Here is a 21,826-nt window from a genome sequence, read left to right as displayed (position 1 = left end):
GATATTTCCATCGAAAACGGGGCGGCACTGGGCCGCCCCAAGGGTTGAACGATCAGAACTTGTACTGGAGAGTCGCCTGGAAGCTGCGCGGCTGCTGCGGCAGGGCAATGTCGGCCCCGAACAGATCCTGACCACCGGCCCGGAAATAGCGCGCATTATTGAGGTTCTTGACCACCACACGCAGCATCCAGCGGCCCGTGGTGAACGAGGCCCCGGCATTGAGCAGCCAGTAGCCGGGCAGGCGAACCTGCTGGCTATAGCCCGAGAACACCGAGTCGACGTGGCTGAGGTCGGCATTGACCGCCAGTCCGTTGTCGAACGCATATGTCCCCGTGGCCGACACCACGTTGTGCGGAATGCCCGGACGGCGGGCCTGCGAATTGGTGGTGAGATAGAGGTTGCCAATCTGGCTTCCCCCGAGCGCCAGCCAGGGGCTGGCCACGTTGCTCAAATCGCCGATGCCGAAGTAGTTGAAATAGGCCCCGGCCAGCGCCGAGATATTCACCACGTCGATATAGGTGTAGTTGGCGCTCACCAGCAGGTGGCGGTCGACCGACCAGCGCAGTTCGGCTTCCACACCCTTGGTGCGGATCGACTGGTTGGTCAGCGGGCTGTCGGAAACGACATCGGTGCGTTCCTGCTTGTAGACCGACAGCGCGGCATAGAGACGCTTGTTGAGGAATTCGCCCTTCACGCCCGCTTCCAGCAGGCGCGAGGCCGACAGGAACGTGCCCGAAGCGATCGCCGCAGGCTGGATTTCCGCCCCTTCCCCGGCCACCACCGTCGACTGGCGCGAGGCGGTGAAATAGGGGATCAGGCCGATCGGCGTGCGATAGGAAACGCTGGTGTTCCACGACAGGCCGCTGTCCGACCCGCTGGCCTCGGGAATGCTCGGCAGGCCGGTGGGATCGTACTTGCTGAGGATCGCGGTCGACTTGGCATGGACATGATCCCAGCGCAGGCCCCCGATGATGTCGAGGCCGAAGTTGAAATCGGCATCGACAAGGCCCGCCACGCCGACATCAAGGTAGTGCCCCTTGAGATAGTCGGAATAGTCACATTCGCAATCGGTCGAAAGCTGGCGCGTCGAAGCATCGGTATAGCCGGTGGTGATGTCCGGGCGGTTCCACAGTTCCACGCCGAAGTCGTCACCGAACTTGAAGTGGGTGTAGCGCAGCGAGGTGGCACCCTGAACCGAGAGCTTCATCAGCGAGGTGGTGAAGCTGTCAGAAGCGACGATCTTGTCTTCAATGACGTAGGAATTGATGAACTGCGAGAAACCGTAATAGTTCTCGTTGAGGTTCTTGGTGCCATCGTAGAAGAGCTGGTTCTTGATCTCCAGCTTCTTGGGGCCCGTCCAGATCAGGTCGAAGTAGCCGGTCTTCTGGTCGTTGTTGAGCTTGTCGTTCGGGCCCGTCAGGGTATTGCGCTTGCTCAGCGTGGTCGTGCCGTGGTTTTGCAGCGCCATGTCGGGATAGTTGGCGCGCAGGCAGGCATCGGTCCAGCCCCCAGGTCCGTCGAGGCCGCCACAGGCAAACGAACCGAAAGCGACAAGACCAGCGCCGCCATTGGCCGCGCGTGCTTCCGTGCGCGAAATCTGCCCGTCGTGGTTGGTGTCGAGCGCGTTGCTGGCATTGCCGGTGATGTAGGTGCCGTTGTCGACCAGATCCTGCGTCAGGCGGTTCCAGCCACCGTTCTGCTGGCCACGGAACTTCTGGTACATGCCGCCAAACTCGACGCGCAGGTTCGAGGTGATGTCGGTGTCGAAGGCCGCCGAAAGAACCAGGTTGCGCGGGTGAATGTTGCGGTAATAGCTGCCCGAATCCTCGACCTCGCCATAGAGGCTGTAGCCGAACTGGTGGTTGCCGATCTTGCCGGGGCCGGTGATATTGGCCTTGAACACGTTGCGGCCCCAGCTTCCGGTTTCATAGCTGACGAAACCGGTCGGATCGGGCGCATAAGTCCCGTTGGCCGCACGTGCGGTCTTGGGCACGAAGTTCATGTAGCCGCCGGTCTTCGACGGGCCATAGATCGGCGAGGCCGGGCCGCGCACGATGTCGATGCGGTCGGCAGCGGCAATCGGGGTGGGATAGTTGCCGGGATTTTCCAGACGCAACATGCCACGGAAATAGACTTCGCCGGGCGTGCCGCGAATGTCGAGCGCGCCGCCGGTGCCGAAGAACGAACTGGTGAACGTGCCGGGAACCTGGCTGACCAGATCGTAGATCTGGGTAATGCCGAAGCGTTCGAGCTGTTCGGAGCTGACCGTCGAGGCCGAGCGCGGCGTTTCGGCCAGGGTCTTGTCGAACCCGAAGACCGAACCGACATCCTTGAGCGGAAGCGCGCCCAGCGAGCCGGTGACGACGATTTCCTTCTGCGCATCATCGGCAGCAGGCGGCGGCGTGGCATCGTCGGCCAGGGCTGGACGGGCCAGCGCCGTTCCGGCCAGCAAAGCCAGGCCTACGAGCGCCCGGCGAGGTCTGGCACGATGCCTGAAGCCGGAGTGATACGCTCCCATTTGTTCTGTGATCATCTGTCGAACCCCCATGGTCAGGTTGCGCCGTCGCCGACGCACCGTCCGTTGCTTTTTTCGCCCTGGCCCCTCTCCCGAAGAGGCATTATATTTTTGCTATAACGTCGATTATAGTATCGTTTGAAATCAGCCCGTCAGAGCTTCGCGCCGGTCACTTCCCCTGTCTCGGAGCTGACCTCTGTCTCGAAGCTGGCAAAGCGGCGTTCGAGGTCCGCCTGGAGGCGGGCCTTTTCGCTTTGCGCCAGCAATGTCCGGCACGCCGGGGCGTCCAGCTTGCCGTCGACGCAAGCAGGGGCCCAGGAACCGGGATGATGCGCGTTCCACAGGCTTACGCCCGGCAGGAACGCATATTCGAGGCTGGCCCGCGAGAGCGCCTTGAGATCGGCATAGCCAAGCCCGTGCTCGCTCGCCGCGCGCTGGTATTCGTGGGTCAGGTCGATGCGCAGCACCCCGGCATCATCCGTCGCCAGCACGACCGGAACCCCGTGGTGCCGATAGAGTTCGAACGGATGTTCGGCCCCCTTGACCCCCAGGATCACCGCGTTGCTGCTCAGGTTGATCTCCACGGCCACGCCCTCGCGCGCCATGCGGGCCATCGTTGCGCGGCCCTGATCCTCGAAGGCGATGTCGACACCATGGCCGATCCGCCGCGCCCCCGAAGCCACCGCCTTGCCGATATGATCGGCAAGATCGGCAGGCGGCACGCTGCCAAAGGCCAGTTCGCCCGCGTGCATCGAAACGGCGACGCCCGGATGCCGCTTTTCGAGAAAGCGGAACATGGCCATGTGCAGGTCGTAATCGGCCCGCGCCACCGGCCAGTCTTCGGGCGCGACGATATTGACCCCCACGAAGCGCGGGTCCTTGTCGGCCAGCGCAAAGGCCAGGATCATCGAGCGGAACACCGCCGCCGGGGCCACCGAGCGCAACACGAAGGCCTGATAATGCACCGCCACCGCGCAGCCCGGCTCGGCCTGCGCCGTCCCGCAGGCTTGCGTGGTGCGGGCCTGCGCCTCCTCGGCATCGATCTGCTGGCGCATGGCGGGCACCATCGCGGCCAGATGCGGCGCCTCGCGCGCGAAAAAGGCATCCAGCCCCTTCGCATCAAGCGGCTCGGCAGGGGCGGAAAGCCCAGCCTGCAAACCCGCCTGCAACAGGGCAGGCGGATTGTGGATCAGTTCGAGATAGAGCACGCCCTCGCGCGCGGCCTGACGGCGCAGGGCGACCATCGCGGCCGCCTCGCTCCCCTCGACCGCCGGATCGAACCGGGCAAACGTGGCAAAGAACTGATCGTGGCCATCGACCGCCCCGGCATCGACCCCAGCCTGCCAGCCGCGCGTCGACAGGCTGTCGACCAGTCGGCCATAGCGCTCGGGCGCGGTCTGGCCGAGGCTGGCGGCCTGTGTTCCCGGCGCGCAGGGCGGCTGCGTGAAACCGGTCGTATCGGCCTTGACGCAAAGCCCCTTGCGCCCGGCCCAGTCGATCATGTCCTCGGCAAACAGGGCGCCCGAAAGATGGTCGTGGAGATCCCCGCCCTTGGGCATGGCGTGAAGGAACAGGCGCAATTCGCCCGGATCGCGCGCCGCACGCGCCATGATCGCGGCGACAGCAGCCTCGCGCTGGGCCGACACGATCGCCGGCGCTTCGGCCCGCGCCCGGGATTGAGCCGATGCCGCAGCCAACAAGGCGATGGTGCCTGCAACGGCACACCCGCGCATCAACCGGATCATGGCTGGCCCGCTTCGGGCACGGTATCACGATAGCGGCCCCAATCGGCCAGCAGATGATGCACGACCACCGCACCGACGCGGTAGTTGCTTTCGTAAGCGGCAACCTGCCCCGGCCCTTCGTCGCCCACGCTGGCCAGCGGGGATTGCCCCGGCGGCGGCATCGAGGCGTTGCTGGCGCTGCGCAGCACCATGACCCGCTTCATGTCGACCAGCCCGTCCTGCGCGGCCACCAGCATGGTTCCGGCCATCAGCTGGCTTTCCATGTTGGTCATCGCAAAGCGGCCCTGCCCGTGGGTCCACAGCTTCACCCAGTCGCGCGCCCACTGCGTGCGCCCCGCGCCATGCCAGTAGCGCAGCGCGCCGAGTGTCTCGCCCATCAGCACGAAGGGCGCGCGCTGGGCCTGCGGGAAGCCCTTCCAGCGCGCCCGCGCGGCGGCCAGAGCCGGGGAATCAGGCAGCGGCGTATCCTTGCTGAGCGCAAAGGCCCACTGCGCCAGCCCCTGATTGAGCGCGACCGCCGCCCCCAGCGAACTGGTGTCGGTCATCCCGGCAAAGCTGTCCGCCGCAGCGGGAAGCTCGCCCGGTGCCTTGGCGCCAATGGCAAAGAGGCCATAGGGCCAGCCCCTGGGCGTGTCGGACGGCGCGAACTCGCGCATTTCGTCGCCGCTCACCACCCAGCGCGCCCAGGCCACGCTGCCCACCGAAGCCACTTGCGGATCGGCCCCGGAAATGCCGGTAAACAGCCAGTACGTATGCGAGAAATCGAAGCGCGGATCGAGCAGCAGCGCCATCAACTGCACATCGGGCGTTGCCACCAGCGAATGCGGATCGCCCCAGACCATGCCATAGAGCCCCTGCCCATTGCGCCGCAGCGGATGGAGCGCGCCGCGCACGGGGATCACCTCGTCGAGGTGCTCGCGCTCGGCCCAGAGCTGGAATTCACCGGGCGCATCGCCGGTATCGGCGCCGGGCTCGAAATTGGCGATGACCATCACCTTGACCGGGATGGGCTTGACCACAGGAAGCGCGGGAACAGCAGGTTCAGCCGCCTGCACGCAGGCCCCCGACGCCGCCACCATAAGCGCCAGAGCGGCGCCAAGCGTGGCACCAGCCTTCAAAGCATGACTAATGGCCCGGGTTTTCCTGCCCGAGCCGACTATGACGGCGCGTCCCAAATTGTCTTCCCTGAATGATATTTTGTGACTTTAGCTTGCTAAAGGACTTGACCCGTTGCAATCAATCATAATGAATCTGACAGAGCGTTGCAAAATTTAGAGAGCCCCCCATGCCCGCCTTTTCCCGCTTCCTGCGCTACTTCATGGCCGTCGGGCGGCTCGGCTCGATCCGCAAGGCAGCCGACGAGCTGAACGTCTCGGCCTCGGCCATCGACCGACAGATCCTCAATGCCGAAGCCGAACTGGGCATGCCCCTGTTCGAGCGCCTGCCCACCGGGCTGCGGCTGACTGCGGCGGGGGAAATCGTGATGGCGGCGGGCAGCCGCTGGCAAAAGGGCCTGAGCGACGTGCGCGCCCAGATCGAGGACTTGCGCGGGCTCAAGCGCGGCCATGTCACCATCGCCATCATGGACGCGATGACCAAGGGCTATGTGCCCGGCACGATCCGCGCCGTCCAGAGCCGCTATCCGGGCATTTCCGTCGATATCAAGGTCATGCCCAATGAACAGATCCGCGGCGCCATCGCCAGCGGCGAGGTCGATTTCGGCATCTGCTTCGATCCCCAGACCTTCCGCGAACTGACCGTGCTAGCCTATGCCAATATCCGCCTGGGCTTTGTCGTCCCCGCCGACCATCCGTTTGCAGAGCGGGCCTCGGCCCGCTTTTCGGCTTGCATCGGCATGCCGATGATCGTGCCCGCCCTGCCGCTGGCCGTGGCCCAGCAGGTTCAGGTGCTGGTCGGCACGTCGAAGCTTCCGCTCGAACGCAAGGCCTCGTCGGACAATATCCAGATGATCACCTCGCTCGTGCTGCAAGGCGTGGGCATCGGCCTGCTGACCTCGCTCGATGTCGCCAACGAGGTGCGCTCGGGCCAGCTGGCCTTCGTGCCGATCACCGACGCCGTGCTCAAGCCGATGACGCTGGCCCTGTGCACGGCGACCTCGCGCGCGACCTCCTATGCCGCCGATGTCGTCCTCAAGGAAATCCAGAACAGTTTTGCCGCGCTGGACTATATGGACCCCAGGGGTGCAAGCCTGTAAGGGCCACCACTTCGATTCGGGGGACGGCCGGAAATGGCGGCATCCCAACGTAACACCCGCCTTTCAGCCTAGCGGACCCAAGACCCATGACGCAGCCCGTTTTCGACTATATCGGTTATGACGATTTCCTGTCCTTCGTCAGCACCCTGGCCCGGACCGTGAGTCAGGACGAATGGAAGCCGGACTTCGTGGTCGGCATTGGCCGTGGCGGTCTCGTGCCCGCCGTCTACATGAGCCAGATGATGAGCATTCCGATGCTCTCGATCGACCAGTCGGCCAAGGTTCCCGGTTTCGCCGACGAACTGCTGGTCAAGCTCGCGACGATGACCAAGGCCGGACAGCGCATCCTGATCGTCGACGACATCAACGATTCCGGCCGCACCATCGCAGGCCTGCGCCGCCTGCTGCGCGCGCACGAAACCGTCGAGGATCACCTGCGCTTTGCCGTGATGATCAACAACATGGTCTCGCAGGAAACCGTCGACTATGCCGTCCAGACCATCGACCGCACCGACGACAAGCGCTGGTTCGTGTTCCCGTGGGAAGCGGTCAACACTGTCGAGACGCTGACCGGCCAGGCCCAGGAAGTGCCAGAACGCCTTGGCTGACGCAGGCCTTGGCTGATGCACGCCTCGGTTGAGCGGGCGCCATCGCGCAAACATCAAAAAGGGGGGGAAGCAGCCTGCTTCCTCCCCTTTTTTCGTGCGCTTTCAAACGTGGCGATCAGCCATGCGTGGCAAGGTACGCGTCAATCGCCCGAAGATGGCTGGCCACGGCCTCTGCGGGCAGGAACGAGCCGGTAAAGCTGTTGCGTGCCAGCTGCGCCAGCGCCTCGCGCGAAAGCCCGCGCGCCTTGGCCACTGCCAGATAGTTGTCGCCGACATAGCCCCCGAAATAGGCCGGATCGTCGGAATTGACGGTCGCCTTGAGCCCCAGATCGAGCATGCGGTCGATCGGATGCTCGGCCAGATCATCGACCACGCAGAGCTTGTGGTTCGAGAGCGGGCAGATCGTCAGCGTGATCTTCTGCGCCACGAGACGGGCGACCAGCGCCTCGTCCTCCAGCGCGCGGTTGCCGTGGTCGATACGGTCGACCCCCAGCAGGTCGAGCGCCTGATGGACATAGGCGGGCGGGCCTTCCTCGCCGGCATGGGCCACGCGCTTGAGACCCTTGGCGGCAGCAGCGGCAAAGACCGCCTCGAACTTTTCGGGCGGATGGCCCACTTCGGAGGAATCGAGGCCCACTGCCGCGATCCGGTCAAGCCAGGGCTCGGCCATGTCCAGCGTTGCAAAGGCCGCCTCCTGCGGCAGATGGCGCAGGAAACTCATGATCAGCACGCTCGACAGGCCCAGACGCGCCTGTGCCTGCGCCATGGCCGAAAGCAGCCCCTCGATCACTTCGGCAAAGGCCACGCCCCGGTCGGTATGGGTCTGGGGATCGAACATCACTTCGGCATGGCGCACGCCATCAGCCGCCGCGCGCTCGAAATAGGCGATGGCGAGGTCGTGGAAATCCTGCCGGGTCTGGAGGACACCCGCCCCGGCATAGTAAATGTCGAGAAAGTCCTGAAGATTGGAAAAGGCATAGGCGGCCCGCACCGCCTCGACGCTGGGATAGGGCAGGGCAATGCCATTGCGCGCGGCCAGCGCGAACATCAATTCAGGCTCGAGACTGCCTTCGATATGCAGGTGCAGTTCGGCCTTGGGCAGGCCGCGCACGAAGGCTTCGAGATCAACCACAAAACAACTCCTCACACATTCCGGTCCCAGGCGCATTCGCCCAGAATCCACGTCTGGGAAACAACCCGGTCGTCCCCCAGGATCTGCATGGCAAACAGCCTTTCGGCAAGCCCCGCCCCGGCACAGCGCCGCGCGAGCAGGGGCGTGGCCGCGCTGTCGAGCACAACGAAATCGGCCTCCTGCCCCACGCCCAGCGCGCCGACCTTGTCCTCGATATGCAACAGCCGCGCGCTGCCCGCTGTCGCCAGATAGAGCGCACGGAACGGATCGAGCCGCTCCTCGCGCGCGAGCGCGGCCTGATAGGCCTGGCCCTGTGTGTAGAGCATCGAAAAACTCGTGCCCGCACCGATATCGGTCCCCAGCCCGAGCTTCACCCCGTGCCGGTCGGCCTGACCGAAGTTGAAAAACCCGGAGCCCAGAAAGAGGTTCGACGAGGGACAGACCGCGATGCCCGCCCCGCTCTGCCCCATCCGCGCGCACATCCGCTCGGACATGTGGATGCCATGGGCAAAGACCGAGCGGTCGGCAACGAGGCCAAAGCGGTCGTAAACGTCGAGATAGTCCGCCGCATCGGGAAAGCGCGCCGCCACCGCCGCGCATTCGTGGCGGTTCTCGGCCAGATGGGTGTGCAGCAGGACATCGGGGTGCGCGGCCAGCAATTCGCCTGCCAGCGCCAGTTGCGCGTCCGACGAGGTAAGCGCGAAACGCGGGGTGATCGCATAGGACAGCCGCCCGCGCCCGGCCCAGCGCGCAATCAGCGCCTCGGTCTCGGCCCGCGCGCTTTCCACGCTGTCCTTCAGCCCGTCGGGCCCCAGATCCATCAGCACCTTGCCCGAGGCGATCCGCATGTTCCGCGCCAGCGCGGCCTCGAACAGCGCGTCGACCGAGCTTTCGTGGACGGTCGGGAACACCAGCGCCGATGTCGTCCCGTGGCGCAGCAGTTCGCCCAGAAAGGCCTGTGCCATGGCGCTGGCATGGGCCGGGTCGGAAAAGGCCTTTTCCGCCGGAAAGATATGGCGTTCGAGCCAGTCGAGCAATTGCTCGCCATGGCTGGCGATGCGGTCCATCTGCGGATAGTGGACATGCGCGTCGACAAAGCCCGGCACGACCAGCCCGTCGAGGACAGTCACGCGAACATCGGCAAAACGCGTGGCGAGGCTCGCATAATCGCCGCGCGCCACGATCACCCCGTCCTCGACCACCAGCAGCCCGTCGGCCTGATAGGATAGGCCAGCGCCCTCAGGCAGGCCGAGCGGGTCCTCATCCACCGAGAGCATTTCGCCGCGAAAAGCGTGGAGCTTACCCAAGAACTGAAACTTTCTCTTTGTTTTCTGCCATCTGTGCAGACAACTGAAGCAATTGTGCTAAGACCGAAATCGCGATCACGTCGGGCTCCTTGCCCGTCACACCGCCGATCCCGATCGGGCAGACGAGGCGTCCGGGGGTGGCCGCGTCTATCCCCTCGTCGCGTAGGCGCGAGACGAACCGCGCGCGCTTGGTCGCCGATCCGATCAGCCCGACATAGCCCCGCGCAGTGCGCTGCAACGCGGCCCGCGTGAGCCGGTAATCGAGCGCATGATCGTGGGTCAGGATCAGGAAGGCCGCCTCGGGCGGGGCTTGCGCCACGCAGGAGGCGATCTCGTCTTCGGCCACGATCACCACGCCATCGAGCATCTCGAACATGGGCCGCGTATCGAACCAGCACAGGCGCAGCGGCAGGCCGGTCATGTGCCGGGCTATCGCCTGGCCGACATGCCCCGCCCCGAACAGATAGACCGGGCGCCGCCACTGGCCGACCGTCTCAAGAATGCGGGCCCCGGCTTCGGGCTTGTCGGCCCGCGCGGAAAGCGGCGTGGGCTGCCCATCGACGATCCAGTGCCGGTCGATCCGCTCGAGACTGAAATGGCTGACCAGCAAGGCCCCTTCGTGCATCCCCTGCAACGCGGCAAGGCCCCGGAAATCGAGATGCTCGATCAGCAGACGCACCCGCCCGCCGCAACACTGGCCCAGCAGGGGGCCGAGCGGATAGTCCTGCACGCGCCAGCTTCCCGGCGCCAGATCGAGCGCCCGCCGGGCCTGCTCGATGGCCCGGAATTCGAGCGCCCCGCCCCCGATGGTGCCCCAGGTGCTGCCTGCGGATACCAGCATGCGCGTGCCAGGCCCGCGCGGGGCCGACCCCTCGCAGGCCAGAACCGAAACCATCGCCAGCGGCTCACGCTCGGCCCAGCCACGGGCCATGTCCCACCACATCATTGCCCGCGCTCCACACCCGCTTTCCGGGCCCCCGCCTTCTGGCGCGCAATCGCGGCCAACATGCGCTCGGGCGTGGCCGGCGCATCGAGTTCGGGCCAACCGGCTGCCGGGTTGCACGCGGCCACCGCCGCCCCCAGCGCCGAAAGCACCGCATTGGCCAGCATGAACGGCGGCTCGCCCACGGCCTTGGAGCGGTGGATCGTCGGCTTCAGGTTCGGCCCGTCCCACAAGGTCACGCTCAGGTGGTCGGGGCGGTCGTTGGCGGTGGGAATCTTGTAGGTCGAGGGGGCATGGGTGAGCAACTGGCCCTTCGCGTCCCAGACGAGTTCCTCGCTTGTCAGCCAGCCCTGCCCCTGCACGAAGGCACCCTCGATCTGGCCCTTGTCGATGGCCGGGTTGAGCGAGTTCCCGCAATCGTGGAGAATATCGGCAGCCAGCACGCGATATTCGCCGGTCAGCGTGTCGATCACCACTTCGGCCAGCGCCGCGCCATAGGCAAAGTAGTAGAACGGCGTGCCCTGATGCGCCGCGCGGTCATATTCGATCCCCGGCGTCGCATAGAAACCCGTCGAAGACAGCGAAACCCGCGCCAGATAGGCCCGGCGGCACAGGGTTTCCCAGGTCATCACCTCGGCTCCGGCGGTCACCGTCCCGGCCTCGAACACGACCTCCTCCGCCCCGCAGCCATAGGTCCGCACGCAGAATTCGACGAGTCGCTCGCGAATGGCCAGCGCCGCATTATAGGCCGCCATGCCGTTCATGTCGGCCCCCGAAGAAGCCGCCGTGGCGGACGTGTTGGGCACCTTGTCGGTCCGCGTCGCGGTGATCCGCACGGTTCCCAGCCCGACGCCAAAAGCCTGCGCGACGACTTGCGCGACCTTGGTGTGCAGGCCCTGCCCCATCTCGGTCCCGCCGTGGTTGATCTGGATCGAGCCGTCGGCATAGACGTGGAGCAGCGCGCCTGCCTGGTTGAGGTGGGTGGTGGTAAAGCTGATCCCGAACTTGACCGGGGTGAGCGCAAGCCCCTTTTTCAGCACCGGACTGCCTGCGTTGAACGCCGCCACATCCTGCTGCCGGGCGGCATAGCGCCCGTCCTCGCGCAGCTTCGCGATCAGCTCGGGCGCGATATTGTCGAGCACTTTCATGCCATAAGGCGTGACATCGCGGCCCGGACCATAGAGATTGGCCACGCGCACCGCCAAAGGATCGCAGCCCAGATACCCGGCCACCGCATCCATCACCCGCTCGATCGCCAGCATCCCCTGCGGCCCGCCAAAGCCGCGGAAGGCCGTGGCCGAGACCATGTTGGTCTTCAGCCGCTCCGAAACGATCTCCACAGCGGGCAGGAAATAGGTGTTGTCGACATGGAACATCGCGCGATCATTGATCGCGGGCGACAGGTCGACCGTCGCCCCGCAGCGCGAGGCAAGGCGCACCTGCAGCCCCAGAATATGCCCCGCGTCATCGAAGCCGACATCATAGTCGACCTCGAAATCGTGGCGCTTGCCGGTCTGGACCATGTCGTCGTCGCGGTCGGCGCGGAACTTGGCCGGGCGCCCGGTGTGATGGGCCACGAGGGCGGCGGCAGCGGCATAGAGCGAGCCTTGTGTCTCCTTTCCGCCAAAGGCCCCGCCCATGCGCCGTACCTCGACCGTCACATCGGCCGAAGAGCGCCCGAGCAGGTGCGCGACGAGGTGCTGGACCTCGCTGGGGTGCTGGGTCGACGACAGCAGATGGATCTGGCCATCCTCCATCGGACGGGCCAGCGCGATCTGCCCTTCGAGGTAGAAATGGTCCTGCCCGCCCATGGCCAGTTGGCCGCTCAGGCGATGCGGCGCCTGCCCCAGAGCCTGATGCGCGTCGCCACGCGCCATGCGCTGGGTCGGTTCGATCAGGCTCTGCGCCGCGCGGGCCTGCGCGATGGTCAGGATCGGCGGGCGCGAACCATAGGTGATGGCGCCCAGCCGCGCCGCCTGACGCGCCGCGCGGCGGCTGGTCGCCGCCACGAGGAACACCGGCTGCCCCAGCCACAGCACTTCGCCATCGGCCAGCAGGCGATCATCGCCCGCAAAAGGCGAGACATCGTTGGCGCCGGGAATATCGGCGGCGGTGAATACCGCGACAACACCGGGCGCGGCGCGCACGGCAGAAAGGTCGATGCCTTCGATCGTCGCGCTCGCCTCGGTCGAGACCCCGAAAGCCAAGTGGAGCAGGCCGGGCCATTCCGGTTCGTCATCGATGTAGCGGGCCTTGCCCGCGACATGGAGCGCGGCGCTGTCGTGGCGCTGGTCGACGCCGACAACCGGCGTCCTGGGGTGCTGGATGCCTGCCTCAGCCATGGGCCACGTCCTGCACGCGCACATCCTGAACACGGACAGGCGTTCCCTGCGCCTGATGCCACAGGCGCCAGAGCAAGTTGCCCGCCGCCTCCAGACGATAAGCCGCGCTTCCACGAACGTCGCTCAAAGGCTTGAAATCACGCCGCAAGGCTTCGACAGCCGGGGCTATCGTGGCCGCCTCGAATGGCTTGCCGACAAGCGCCGCTTCGGCTTCGCGGGCGCGGGCAGGCGTTGCCGCCATGCCGCCAAAGGCAATCCGTGCTGCCGTGACCTGCCCGGCCTCGACCGTCAGGCAGAAGGCGCCACAAACTGCCGAAATATCGCTGTCGAAACGCTTGGAAAGCTTGGAAATATGGACAACCTGATGGGGCGCGGGACGCGGTACGAACACGCTTTCGACGAATTCGTCGACGGCACGGTCCTGGTTGCCATACGCAACGAAAAAATCTTCGAGCGGCATGGTCCGTTGCCCGCGCAGCGACCGCAAGGTCACTTGCGCGCCCAGCGCGATCAGCGCCGGGGGCCCGTCGCCAATGGGCGAGCCATTGGCGATATTGCCACCCACGGTGCCCGCATTGCGCACCTGAAGCCCGCCGATCCGGCGCACCAGTTCGCCCAGTTCCGGGCTCAGCCGCGCCATCGCGCCATGGGCATCGGCATAGCGCACGGCAGCGCCCAGCGTCAGGCCATCAGGCGTTTCGGTGATTTCCCCCAGTTCGGCAATATCGCCGACAAAGACCACGGTTTCGAGATCGACCAGCTTCTTGGTGACCCACAGACCCACATCGGTCGCCCCGGCCACGATCCGCGCGCCGGGATTGTCGGCCAGCACTTGCGCGAGTTCCTCGGCGGTGGCGGGCGCGAACCAGCCAGTTCCCCGCGCCGGGCCCAGTGCCCGTGCAATGCCGAGCAGGGCCAGCAGCGGCGTATCGTCGTGCTCAAGCCGCGCATGCGCCGCGCCCGCGGCCAGGATCGGGCCATAGCCGGTGCACCGGCACAAGTTGCCCGCCAGAACATCGCCCACCGGAAGCTCGCACCCGGCAGCGCCAATCGCGCGGCCATGGAGCGACATCACGAAACCGGGCGTACAAAATCCGCATTGCGAGGCGCCATTGGACGCCATCGTGCCTTGCAGCGGGGTCGGGCCATCTTCGCCCAACCCGTTAACCGTCAACAGGGCCTTGCCGTGAAGCATCGGCAGGAACTGGATGCAGGCATTGACCGCGCGCCAGTCCAGCCGGGTCATCGCCGCATCGGGCGTGCCGACCAGAACCGTGCAGGCTCCGCAATCGCCCTCGCCGCAGCCTTCCTTCGTGCCGGTCTTGCCGGCCCGTTCACGCAAGTAATCGAGAACGGTATCGCCGGGCACGACACCATCCAATTCCACCAACTGACCATCACAGACAAAACGCACGGCCATGCTCAGCTGCCCCGGTAGGTCGAATAGGCGTAAGGCGAGGCGAGCAGGGGCACGTGATAGTGCCCCCCCTCGCCCACGCCGAAGTGGATCGGCACGACATCGAGGAACGGGGGATCGGGCAGGTCCGCCCCCTGCGCGCGGAAATAGGCAGCGACATGGAACGCGAGGGTATAGGCCCCCGCTTCCAGCGTCGGAAAGGCGCGCAGGCGCCCGTCCGCATCGGTTTCGCCTTCGGCCAGCAGGGCATCGGCAGACCAGAGCATGATTTTCATGCCCTGTGCCGGACGCCCGCTGACGGTATCGAGCACATGCGTCGAAAGACTGGTCATTCCACGCTCTCCCCCGCCGGTTCCGTTTCGAGCGGCCATTGGCCGAGGAATTCCTCCTCCTCGTAGGCGATGAAGGCGTCGAGCAGGACTTCGCGATCATCAAGGAAGAGCTGGTCGGCAATTCCGCGCACCAGACGCGGCAGCGCCTTGTTCATGCCCGACAGCGCCGAGGCCGAAAGACCCAGGCTGATCAGCGCCGAATAGTTGAACGCGAACAGGCCATGGAGCGGGGCCACGCCCGCCTCGTCGCGCGGGGTAAACTCGAACGCCGGGCCAAGATAGGGATGCGCGTCGATCAGGGCATTGCGCTGCCCTTGGGGCATCTTCACCTTGTCGCCCCAGAGCGCGATATGCCCGGCCACTTCGGCCAGTTCGGGCCGCAGGCGCGGGTCGGAAATGAGGCCGGTCGAGAGGATCACGAAATCGAACGTGAAGCGCGCGTGGGGCGTGGTCACGACCACCGCGCCGTCTTCGTGGGCGACGCTTTCCCACGGGCTCGCCATGTGCAGGGCAAAGCCCGGCCAACTTGCCGCGCGATTGAAGGTATCGTTCGTAGGTGGCTGATTGTGCGACAGAAAAGACGCCATGGCGCGATATTTCTCGGTGTCCGACAAGGCCGGATAGCGCGCGGCCAGCCCGACCTTTTCCATGAAACGGATCGGGTTGATGCGCGGCATTTGCGCACGGCGCATGAACACATGGACTTCGCCCACGCCCTGTTCGAGCGCCCAGTTGGCATTGTCGAAGGCGCTCGCGCCGCCGCCCAGAATGCCGATGCGCTTGCCCTTGAGCGCCTCGAAATCAATCGCCTCGCTGGTGTGGGCATAGAGAGCGCGCGGCAGGGCATCGCGGATCATCGGCGGGGTGTGCCATTCGCCGCCGCCTTGGATGCCGGTCGCCAGCACGACCTTGCGGGCCAGAACCGCCTCGCCACCGGCCAGCATCACGCGGTGGATGCCGCCATCGAGCGGCACGATGCGCTCCACTTTGGCCTCGTTGCGCACGGGCAGGTCGAGCACGCGGCGATACCAGCGCAAGTACTCCATCCAGACCCCGCGCGGGATCTTGTCCAGCTCTTCCCAGGCCCTGGCGCCATAACACGCCTCGTACCACGCCTGCGGGGTCAGGGCAGGCAGGCCATAGTCGATGGGGGTCAGCCCCTTGGGCGTGCGCAGCGTGACCATCCGCGCATAAGTCTCCCACGGGCCTTCGAAGCCTTCCTTGCTCTCGTCGAGGATCAGGATGTTGTTCACCCGCTCGCGCTTGAGACCATAGGCCGTGGCAAGGCCGCTCTGCCCGCCGCCCACGATCACCACGTCATAGACATGCCCCTCGGGATGGCTGCGCGGGCGGGTCCATTCCGCGCCGATCGCGTCGACCAGCTTCAACTGGCGCGCAAGTTCTGCTTCGAGAGCAGCAAGGGCAACAGTATCAATGGGTTGGACGTTAGTCATGCCATGTCCTCCAGCCTGAGGCGGGTAATCTTGCCGATCTCGGCAAGCGCGGTGGCGATTTCGGTTTCGGTGTCGTTTTGCGCGCGCGCTTCCATCGCCGCGAGGATCCCGGCCTTGTCGGTCAGGCGCACGCAGATGATGAAGGGCATCGCATGGGCCGCGTGATAGGCCGCGTTGAGCGCGTGGAACCGGGCAAATTCGTCGGGCGTCAGGCGGTCCAGCCCCGCAGAAGCCTGCTCGGCGGCCGAGGCCTGCGTCAAGGTGCCGTCAATCGCCGCCTTGCCTGCCAGTTCGGGGTGCGCGCGGATCAGCGCGAGTTGTTCCTCGCGCGTGGCGGCATGAACGACGGCCATGAGGTCGGCGTGGCGGTCTCCCGAGGACGGCGCGGCATCGGCCCGTTCCTCGACCCACGGAGAATGTTCAAACAGGGCGGTCAATGACTGTTCCCTTCAAGGCTGACATGCGCCGAAACGACTTTCCAGCCGTCTGCAAACCGAACCCAGGACTGGCTCTGGCGGCCCCGCTTTTCGGAGCCCTCGCGGAAGAATTCGGCGTCGGCGGTGGCGAAGCTGTCGCCATAGGTGGTGATCGAGACGCGCCCGAGTGTGCGCTGGGGCGATCCACCACGCCCTTTGCGGAATTCGCGGATCGCCTCGATCCCGTAGAGCACTTCGCCCACGCCGAAACGGTTGGTGGTGGGGGCATCGTGGAACAGCGCGTCCATCGCCGGAATATCGTCGGCCATCAGCGCGCGCTCGTAAGCCTCGAATGCGGCGGTCACTTGCGCCAGAGCCACAGGATCGTTGATGATCATGCGTCCTCTCCGGCAAAAGGATTGCCCTGCAACGGTCGATCCCCGTTAAACGGGTTCTGCGCCGACCAGAGCTGCGCGATGTCGAGGCGGGTGGCGATCCACCCGCGCCCATCGGCCAGGACATGATCGACAAACCGCGCCACCGCCCGCGCCCGCCCCGGACGCCCGGCGATGCGCCCGTGAAGGCCCACGCTCATCATCCGCCCGCCTTCCTCGGCGAGCTGGTCGTAGGTATCGCGCAAGTAGCGGAAGAACTGCTCGCCCTCGGTAAAGCCGTTGAGCGCCACGATCTTCATGTCGTTGGCGTCGAGGCTGTAAGGCACGATCAACTGCGGTTTCCCGTGGGAGGCATCCCAATAGGGCACGTCGTCGGCATAGCTGTCGGCATCATAGACGAAGCCGCCTTCCTGCGCGACGAGGCGGGCGGTATTGGGGCTGGTGCGCCCCTGATACCAGCCGAGCGGGCGGCTGCCGGTCAGGCGGGTGTGGATCGCGATGGCCTTGGCGATATGCTCGGCCTCAAGCTCCTCGGGCAGGTACTGGTAGTCGATCCAGCGATAGCCGTGGCTGGCCACTTCCCAGCCCGCCTTCAGCATCGCCTCGACCGCCTGCGGGTTCTGTTCCATCGCCGCCGCCACGCCGAACACCGTGAGCGGAAGCTTGCGTTCGGTAAACAGGCGATGAAGCCGCCAGAACCCGGCCCGGCTGCCATATTCGTAGAGGCTTTCCATCGCCATGGCGCGGCCCGGATGGCGGGCCGCGCCCACCATGTCCGAGAGGAACCCTTCGGACAGTTCGTCGCCGTTGAGGACGCTGTTTTCCGCGCCTTCTTCATAGTTGATGACGAAATTGACCGCCACGCGCGCGCCTTCAGGCCAGACGCCAAGGCGCGGGGTCGCGCCATAGCCGACGAGATCGCGCATCATGCGGCCATGACCTCGTCCCAGGCGGCCAGCGCCGCAGGCACCGCCGCGCCCAGCGGCAGCGACAGCCCTTGCGCCGCCAAGCAGGCTTCGAGCGCGGCCAGCGTGATCAGCACCTTGTGCTTCATCGCGTTGTAGCCCATCGCGCCCAGACGCCAGATCTTGCCGACCAGCGGGCCAAAGGCAGTGCCGATCTCGATCTCGAACTGCTCGCGCATGGCGCGGCGCACGGCCTCGCCATCGACGCCTTCGGGAATATAGACGCCGGTCACATTGGTCATGCGGTGGGCGTCCTGCCCGAACAGGGTCAGGCCCATCGCGCGCAGGCCCGCGCTCATCGCCGCGCCCGCCGCGCGGTGGCGGCGGAAGCGGGCGTCCAGCCCCTCGCCCAGCGCCACGCGCGCGCATTCCCGCGCGCCATAGAGCATGGTCGTCGCCTCGGTGTGATGGTTGAGGCGCTTGTCGCTCCAATAGTCCATGATCATGGCCAGATCGAAGTAGTTCGAGCCGATCCGCGCGCCCGTGCCGTCAATGGCGTCCGCCGCGCGAATGCCTTTTTCGTCGTGGCGACGGGCAAAGATCGCCTTGGCCGCGGCATCCGACACGGTGATCGGCGCGCTGCCCGAAGGCCCGCCCATGCACTTCTGCAGGCCGCCGGTCACGACATCGGCGCCCCAGCGGTCAGCGGCGATTTCCATGCCGCCCAGCGTCGCGGTGGCATCGACATAGACGAGCGCGCCCACTTCGCGGGCAATCGCGCCGATGCCGTCGAGCGGCTGGGCCATCGTCGTCGAGGTATCGCCATGGACCGTGCAGATCAGGCGCGGCTCGATCCGCAGCGCGGCCTCGCGGATAGCCTCCATCGGCACGACTTCGCCCCAGGGCGCATCGACCGTTTCGAACCGCGCGCCGATGCGGGTGAGGATTTCCTGAAGCAACAGGCCAAAGCGCCCGAAATTGACCACCAGCGCGGTTTCCCCCGGCTGGATCATGCTGACCAGCGCGGCCTCGATCCCCGCGCGCGCGGTGCCGTCGACCAGCATCGTCCACTGGTTTCCCGTCCCGAAGATCGGACGATAGAGCGCCATGACCTGGTTCATGTAGCCGGTCATTTCCGGGTCGAACTGCCCGAGCAGGTCTGCGCTCATCGCGCGCAGCACGCGCGGATGGGCATTGACCGGGCCCGGCCCCATCAGCAGGCGCTGGGGCGGGTCGATTTCGCCAAAAAGCAGGGGATCAGGCACAGGACACTCCCAGGTTCTCGATAAAGCCCAGCATGACGGCGAGCGCGGCTTGCGCATCGGCCTCCTCGACATGCTCGGCAGGATTGTGGCTCACCCCTTCGCGGCAGCGGGTGAACAGCATGGCCGTGGGGGCAATCGCGGCCATGATCATGGCATCGTGGCCGGCCCCGGAAACCAGCCGCCGGGCGGGGTAGCCAGCGCCCACAAGCGCAGCTTCCAGCCCGTCCATCAGCGCCGGATCGCAGGGCGACGGGGGAAGATCGTGGATCAGGCGATGGTCTAGCGAGAGCCCGCGCCGCGCGGCAATGGCGGCGATTTCGGCCAGGACCGCCTGCGCCGCGTGGTCGCGACGGGGGCTTTCCCCGGCGCGCACGTCGATGGTGAAGCGCACTTCGCCCGCGATCACGTTGGCGGCCCCCGGAAGCGCCGCCAGACGGCCCACGGTCGCCACCAGATCGCTGTGGTCGGCGCGCGCGATGGCCTCGATCGCCAGGATCATTTCAGCCGCCCCGGCCAGCGCATCGCGGCGCAGCGGCATGGCCGATGTGCCCGCGTGCCCGGCAAGGCCGCGAACCGCGACCTCGTAGCGCAGTTGCGCGGCGATTCCGGTCACCACGCCCAGCGCCAGCCCTTCGGCCTCCAGCACCGGCCCCTGTTCGATATGGGCTTCGAGATAGGCGAGCGCGCCCGGATGCCGCGCGGCCAGCAGCGTTTCGGGCGAAAGGCCCCACTCGCCCAGTGCCTGCGCCAGGCTCACCCCTTGCGCGTCGGCCATGTCGGGCACGGTGTCGAGCAGGCCCGCAACCGCCTTGCTCGTCAGCATCGCGGCAGGAAAACGGCTGCCTTCCTCGTCGCCAAAGGCGATGACCTCGATGGGAAAAGGCATGTGGCGGCCCTGCGCATGAAGCGCGGCCACGCATTCCACGCCCAGCATGATGCCGAGCGGACCATCATAGAAACCGCCATCGCGCACACTGTCGATATGGCTGCCAATGATCAGCGGCGGGCCATTGCCGGTGCCCGGATAGGTGCCGACCAGATTGCCCGCGCCGTCGATGCGGGCGGCCATTCCGGCCTCCTCCATCCACTGGGCGAGGGTCTCCACGCTCGCGCGGTGGGCCGGGCTGAGCCAGCCGCGATAGAGCCCACCCTCCATGTCGGAATAAGGCGCCCGGCCCAGCGCGCGGCAGCGTTCGACCGCCCGCACGCCGCCCGAACCTTCCGCAATGCTCACCATGCGGCAACCCCGCCATCGCTGCGCGGATCGGTCGCCCCTTCGAGCGCGCCGTCGGGATGGCGCACGAGCGCGCCGGCATGGCCCATCATCGCGGTGAGTGGGCCGACGCGTTCGACCTCGTGCCCCGCCTGCGCGAGCGCGGCATAGACCGCCTCGTCGAAGCCATCCTCGATCTTGAGCGTCGTGCTGTCCTCGCCCCAGGTGCGGCCCAGCAGCCAGCGTGGCGCGGAAATCGCCTCCTGAAGGTCCATCCCGTGCCAGACATGGCGCGAGAAGACCGCCGCCTGCGTCTGGGGCTGCCCCTCGCCGCCCATCGTGCCATAGGCCATGACCCGGCCATCGGCCAGTTCAGCCAGCGCGGGGTTGAGCGTGTGGAACGGCACGCGGCCCGGCTTCAGGGCATTCCAGCCACTTTGCGCCAGACGGAACGAGGCCCCCCGGTTCTGCCAGGTAATCCCCGTGCGCGGCAGGACGAGGCCCGAGCCGAACTCGAAATAGGTGCTCTGGATCGCCGAGACGACCTGTCCCTTGCCGTCGATCGCGCCAAACCAGCAGGTATCGCCCGCCTGCGAGGGCTGCGGCCAGGGCAGCGCGCGCGCGGGGTCGATCTTCGCGGCCATGCTGTCGAGCAGGGCTTCGTCGTCGAGCACGTCTTGCGCGGCCTGCGCCATGTAGGCCGGATCGCCGCAGTGCACGTCGCGCCACAGGAAGGCCTGCTTGGTCGCCTCGACCAGCGCGTGGACATGGGCGAAATCCTCGCCCGAGGGCGCCGCATAGCCCGAGCGCTCGGCCAGCGCGAGGATCAGCAACGAGGCGACGCCCTGCGTGGGCGGCGCGCTGTTGTACAGGCGCCCGGCGCGGGTCGCGACGCTCAGCGGCGCGGGCCTGCTGGCGCGGTGGGCGGCAAGGTCGGCCGCGCTGACCGGGCTGCCCAGTTCGGCCAGATCGGCCGCGACATCGACGGCCAGTGCCCCGTCATAGAAATCGACAACCCCGGCCTCGGCCAGACGGCGCAAGGTGCGGGCCAGCGCGGGTTGGCGCAGCACGTCGCCTTCGCGCAGCGGGCGGCCTTCGGGCTCGAACACGCTGGCATAGGCGCCGCCCTGCACGCGCAGTTCGGGCCCCTTGGCCGCCGCGATGGCGGCATGGCCCGCCGTCACGACAACGCCTTCTTCTGCCAGCGCAATGGCCGGGGCCAGCAGGCGCGAAAGCGGCAGCGGCGAAGGTTCGGTCTCCAGCACGGCCTGCCAGGCCGAAAGCGTGCCCGCGACCGTATTGGCCGCCAGCGGCCCGCGCCAGGGCACCACATCATGACCCGCCCCGGCATAGAGCCCCAGATCGGCCTTAGCCGCCGCGGCGCCGACCCCGTGGACGCCATGAAGGCGCCCGTCGCTCTCGCGGATCAGCCAGAAGCCATCACCGCCAATGCCGGTCATGTGCGGATAAACGACCGCCAGCGTGGCCGCGACAGTGATCGTCGCCTGCGCGGCGCTGCCCCCGTCTTCCAGCACGCCAAGGCCTGCCTGCGCGGCCAGATAGTGCGGCGCGGTCACGATGCCGTGGCGGCCCTTCACGGTGTGGAGTGGTCTGGTCATGGC

The 21,826-nt window shown here is 66.6% G+C and carries 18 protein-coding genes; 2 read left to right on the top strand and 16 right to left on the bottom strand.

Annotation, left to right across the window (positions count from 1 at the left end; all coding sequences use genetic code 11):
* Positions 1–52: 52 nt before the first annotated feature.
* The 3 genes from SBI20_RS02235 to SBI20_RS02225 all read right to left on the bottom strand — a co-directional run bounded on the left by SBI20_RS02235 (position 53) and on the right by SBI20_RS02225 (position 5,378).
* Positions 53–2,452, bottom strand: a complete 2,400-nt coding sequence (locus tag SBI20_RS02235) for a TonB-dependent siderophore receptor (RefSeq protein ID WP_317973510.1) — start codon at positions 2,450–2,452, stop codon at positions 53–55.
* 215 nt (positions 2,453–2,667) lie between these two features.
* Positions 2,668–4,260 (bottom strand): adenosine deaminase family protein, encoded by a 1,593-nt coding sequence (locus SBI20_RS02230; RefSeq protein ID WP_317973509.1) that lies wholly within the window; start codon positions 4,258–4,260, stop codon positions 2,668–2,670.
* Positions 4,257–5,378, bottom strand: a complete 1,122-nt coding sequence (locus SBI20_RS02225) for a purine nucleoside permease (protein WP_317973508.1) — start codon at positions 5,376–5,378, stop codon at positions 4,257–4,259. The genes SBI20_RS02230 and SBI20_RS02225 overlap by 4 nt, the downstream gene beginning before the upstream one ends.
* A gap of 167 nt (positions 5,379–5,545) precedes the next feature.
* Here SBI20_RS02225 and SBI20_RS02220 point away from each other — a divergent pair, with 167 nt between their 5' ends.
* Both SBI20_RS02220 and SBI20_RS02215 read left to right on the top strand, forming a co-directional pair.
* The gene (locus SBI20_RS02220) at positions 5,546–6,475 is read left to right on the top strand and encodes a LysR family transcriptional regulator (protein WP_317973507.1); all 930 of its coding nucleotides are present in this window, start codon (positions 5,546–5,548) and stop codon (positions 6,473–6,475) included.
* 86 nt (positions 6,476–6,561) lie between these two features.
* Positions 6,562–7,083 carry a phosphoribosyltransferase gene (locus SBI20_RS02215; RefSeq protein WP_317973506.1) on the top strand — a complete coding sequence of 174 codons (522 nt, stop codon included), beginning with the start codon at positions 6,562–6,564 and terminating at the stop codon, positions 7,081–7,083.
* A gap of 115 nt (positions 7,084–7,198) precedes the next feature.
* On the opposite strand, the gene SBI20_RS02210 is transcribed toward SBI20_RS02215, so the two are convergent.
* The 13 genes from SBI20_RS02210 to SBI20_RS02150 are packed head-to-tail and all read right to left on the bottom strand — an operon-like array spanning position 7,199 to position 21,823.
* Complete coding sequence (locus tag SBI20_RS02210; RefSeq protein WP_317973505.1) at positions 7,199–8,215, bottom strand: adenosine deaminase; 1,017 nt, start codon at positions 8,213–8,215, stop codon at positions 7,199–7,201.
* A gap of 11 nt (positions 8,216–8,226) precedes the next feature.
* Positions 8,227–9,522, bottom strand: coding sequence for a guanine deaminase (gene guaD / locus SBI20_RS02205; protein ID WP_317973504.1), 1,296 nt, complete (start codon positions 9,520–9,522; stop codon positions 8,227–8,229).
* Positions 9,515–10,468 carry a xanthine dehydrogenase accessory protein XdhC gene (gene xdhC / locus SBI20_RS02200; protein ID WP_317973503.1) on the bottom strand — a complete coding sequence of 318 codons (954 nt, stop codon included), beginning with the start codon at positions 10,466–10,468 and terminating at the stop codon, positions 9,515–9,517. The genes guaD and xdhC overlap by 8 nt, the downstream gene beginning before the upstream one ends.
* Positions 10,465–12,807, bottom strand: coding sequence for a xanthine dehydrogenase molybdopterin binding subunit (gene xdhB / locus SBI20_RS02195; RefSeq protein ID WP_317973502.1), 2,343 nt, complete (start codon positions 12,805–12,807; stop codon positions 10,465–10,467). Before xdhB ends, xdhC begins: the two co-directional genes overlap by 4 nt.
* Complete coding sequence (xdhA, locus tag SBI20_RS02190) at positions 12,800–14,227, bottom strand: xanthine dehydrogenase small subunit (protein WP_317973501.1); 1,428 nt, start codon at positions 14,225–14,227, stop codon at positions 12,800–12,802. The genes xdhB and xdhA overlap by 8 nt, the downstream gene beginning before the upstream one ends.
* A gap of 2 nt (positions 14,228–14,229) precedes the next feature.
* Entirely contained in the window at positions 14,230–14,556 is a 327-nt protein-coding gene (uraH, locus tag SBI20_RS02185; protein WP_317973500.1) for a hydroxyisourate hydrolase, read from the bottom strand.
* The gene (locus tag SBI20_RS02180) at positions 14,553–16,010 is read right to left on the bottom strand and encodes an NAD(P)-binding domain-containing protein (protein WP_317973499.1); all 1,458 of its coding nucleotides are present in this window, start codon (positions 16,008–16,010) and stop codon (positions 14,553–14,555) included. The genes uraH and SBI20_RS02180 overlap by 4 nt, the downstream gene beginning before the upstream one ends.
* Complete coding sequence (gene uraD, locus SBI20_RS02175; protein WP_317973498.1) at positions 16,007–16,447, bottom strand: 2-oxo-4-hydroxy-4-carboxy-5-ureidoimidazoline decarboxylase; 441 nt, start codon at positions 16,445–16,447, stop codon at positions 16,007–16,009. The genes SBI20_RS02180 and uraD overlap by 4 nt, the downstream gene beginning before the upstream one ends.
* Positions 16,444–16,824 carry an oxalurate catabolism protein HpxZ gene (hpxZ, locus tag SBI20_RS02170; RefSeq protein ID WP_317973497.1) on the bottom strand — a complete coding sequence of 127 codons (381 nt, stop codon included), beginning with the start codon at positions 16,822–16,824 and terminating at the stop codon, positions 16,444–16,446. Before hpxZ ends, uraD begins: the two co-directional genes overlap by 4 nt.
* Positions 16,821–17,750 (bottom strand): allantoinase PuuE, encoded by a 930-nt coding sequence (puuE, locus tag SBI20_RS02165; protein ID WP_317973496.1) that lies wholly within the window; start codon positions 17,748–17,750, stop codon positions 16,821–16,823. The genes hpxZ and puuE overlap by 4 nt, the downstream gene beginning before the upstream one ends.
* Positions 17,747–18,940: a pyridoxal-phosphate-dependent aminotransferase family protein gene (locus tag SBI20_RS02160; protein ID WP_317976018.1), complete on the bottom strand. Its 1,194-nt coding sequence runs from the start codon at positions 18,938–18,940 to the stop codon at positions 17,747–17,749. The genes puuE and SBI20_RS02160 overlap by 4 nt, the downstream gene beginning before the upstream one ends.
* A 43-nt stretch (positions 18,941–18,983) precedes the next feature.
* On the bottom strand, positions 18,984–20,228 hold the full coding sequence (locus tag SBI20_RS02155; protein WP_317973495.1) for an allantoate amidohydrolase: 1,245 nt from the start codon (positions 20,226–20,228) through the stop codon (positions 18,984–18,986).
* Positions 20,222–21,823, bottom strand: a complete 1,602-nt coding sequence (locus tag SBI20_RS02150; RefSeq protein ID WP_317973494.1) for a gamma-glutamyltransferase family protein — start codon at positions 21,821–21,823, stop codon at positions 20,222–20,224. Before SBI20_RS02150 ends, SBI20_RS02155 begins: the two co-directional genes overlap by 7 nt.
* Positions 21,824–21,826 lie beyond the last annotated feature (3 nt).

The organism is Novosphingobium sp. IK01 (genome assembly GCF_033242265.1).
Taxonomy (GTDB): domain Bacteria; phylum Pseudomonadota; class Alphaproteobacteria; order Sphingomonadales; family Sphingomonadaceae; genus Novosphingobium; species Novosphingobium pituita.
This window is presented reverse-complemented; position numbering and strand designations above follow the sequence as displayed.

Bases quoted from the DNA above. Each gene is read 5' to 3' on its own strand.
- SBI20_RS02155 (WP_317973495.1), bottom strand. From the start codon at position 20,228: ATGGTGAGCATTGCGGAAGGTTCGGGCGGCGTGCGGGCGGTCGAACGC.
- xdhB (WP_317973502.1), bottom strand. From the start codon at position 12,807: ATGGCTGAGGCAGGCATCCAGCACCCCAGGACGCCGGTTGTCGGCGTC.
- SBI20_RS02230 (WP_317973509.1), bottom strand. From the start codon at position 4,260: ATGATCCGGTTGATGCGCGGGTGTGCCGTTGCAGGCACCATCGCCTTG.
- SBI20_RS02215 (WP_317973506.1), top strand. From the start codon at position 6,562: ATGACGCAGCCCGTTTTCGACTATATCGGTTATGACGATTTCCTGTCC.
- SBI20_RS02150 (WP_317973494.1), bottom strand. From the start codon at position 21,823: ATGACCAGACCACTCCACACCGTGAAGGGCCGCCACGGCATCGTGACC.
- xdhA (WP_317973501.1), bottom strand. From the start codon at position 14,227: ATGGCCGTGCGTTTTGTCTGTGATGGTCAGTTGGTGGAATTGGATGGT.
- hpxZ (WP_317973497.1), bottom strand. From the start codon at position 16,824: ATGATCATCAACGATCCTGTGGCTCTGGCGCAAGTGACCGCCGCATTC.
- SBI20_RS02220 (WP_317973507.1), top strand. From the start codon at position 5,546: ATGCCCGCCTTTTCCCGCTTCCTGCGCTACTTCATGGCCGTCGGGCGG.
- SBI20_RS02180 (WP_317973499.1), bottom strand. From the start codon at position 16,010: ATGACTAACGTCCAACCCATTGATACTGTTGCCCTTGCTGCTCTCGAA.
- uraH (WP_317973500.1), bottom strand. From the start codon at position 14,556: ATGACCAGTCTTTCGACGCATGTGCTCGATACCGTCAGCGGGCGTCCG.
- puuE (WP_317973496.1), bottom strand. From the start codon at position 17,750: ATGATGCGCGATCTCGTCGGCTATGGCGCGACCCCGCGCCTTGGCGTC.
- xdhC (WP_317973503.1), bottom strand. From the start codon at position 10,468: ATGATGTGGTGGGACATGGCCCGTGGCTGGGCCGAGCGTGAGCCGCTG.
- SBI20_RS02160 (WP_317976018.1), bottom strand. From the start codon at position 18,940: ATGGGGCCGGGCCCGGTCAATGCCCATCCGCGCGTGCTGCGCGCGATG.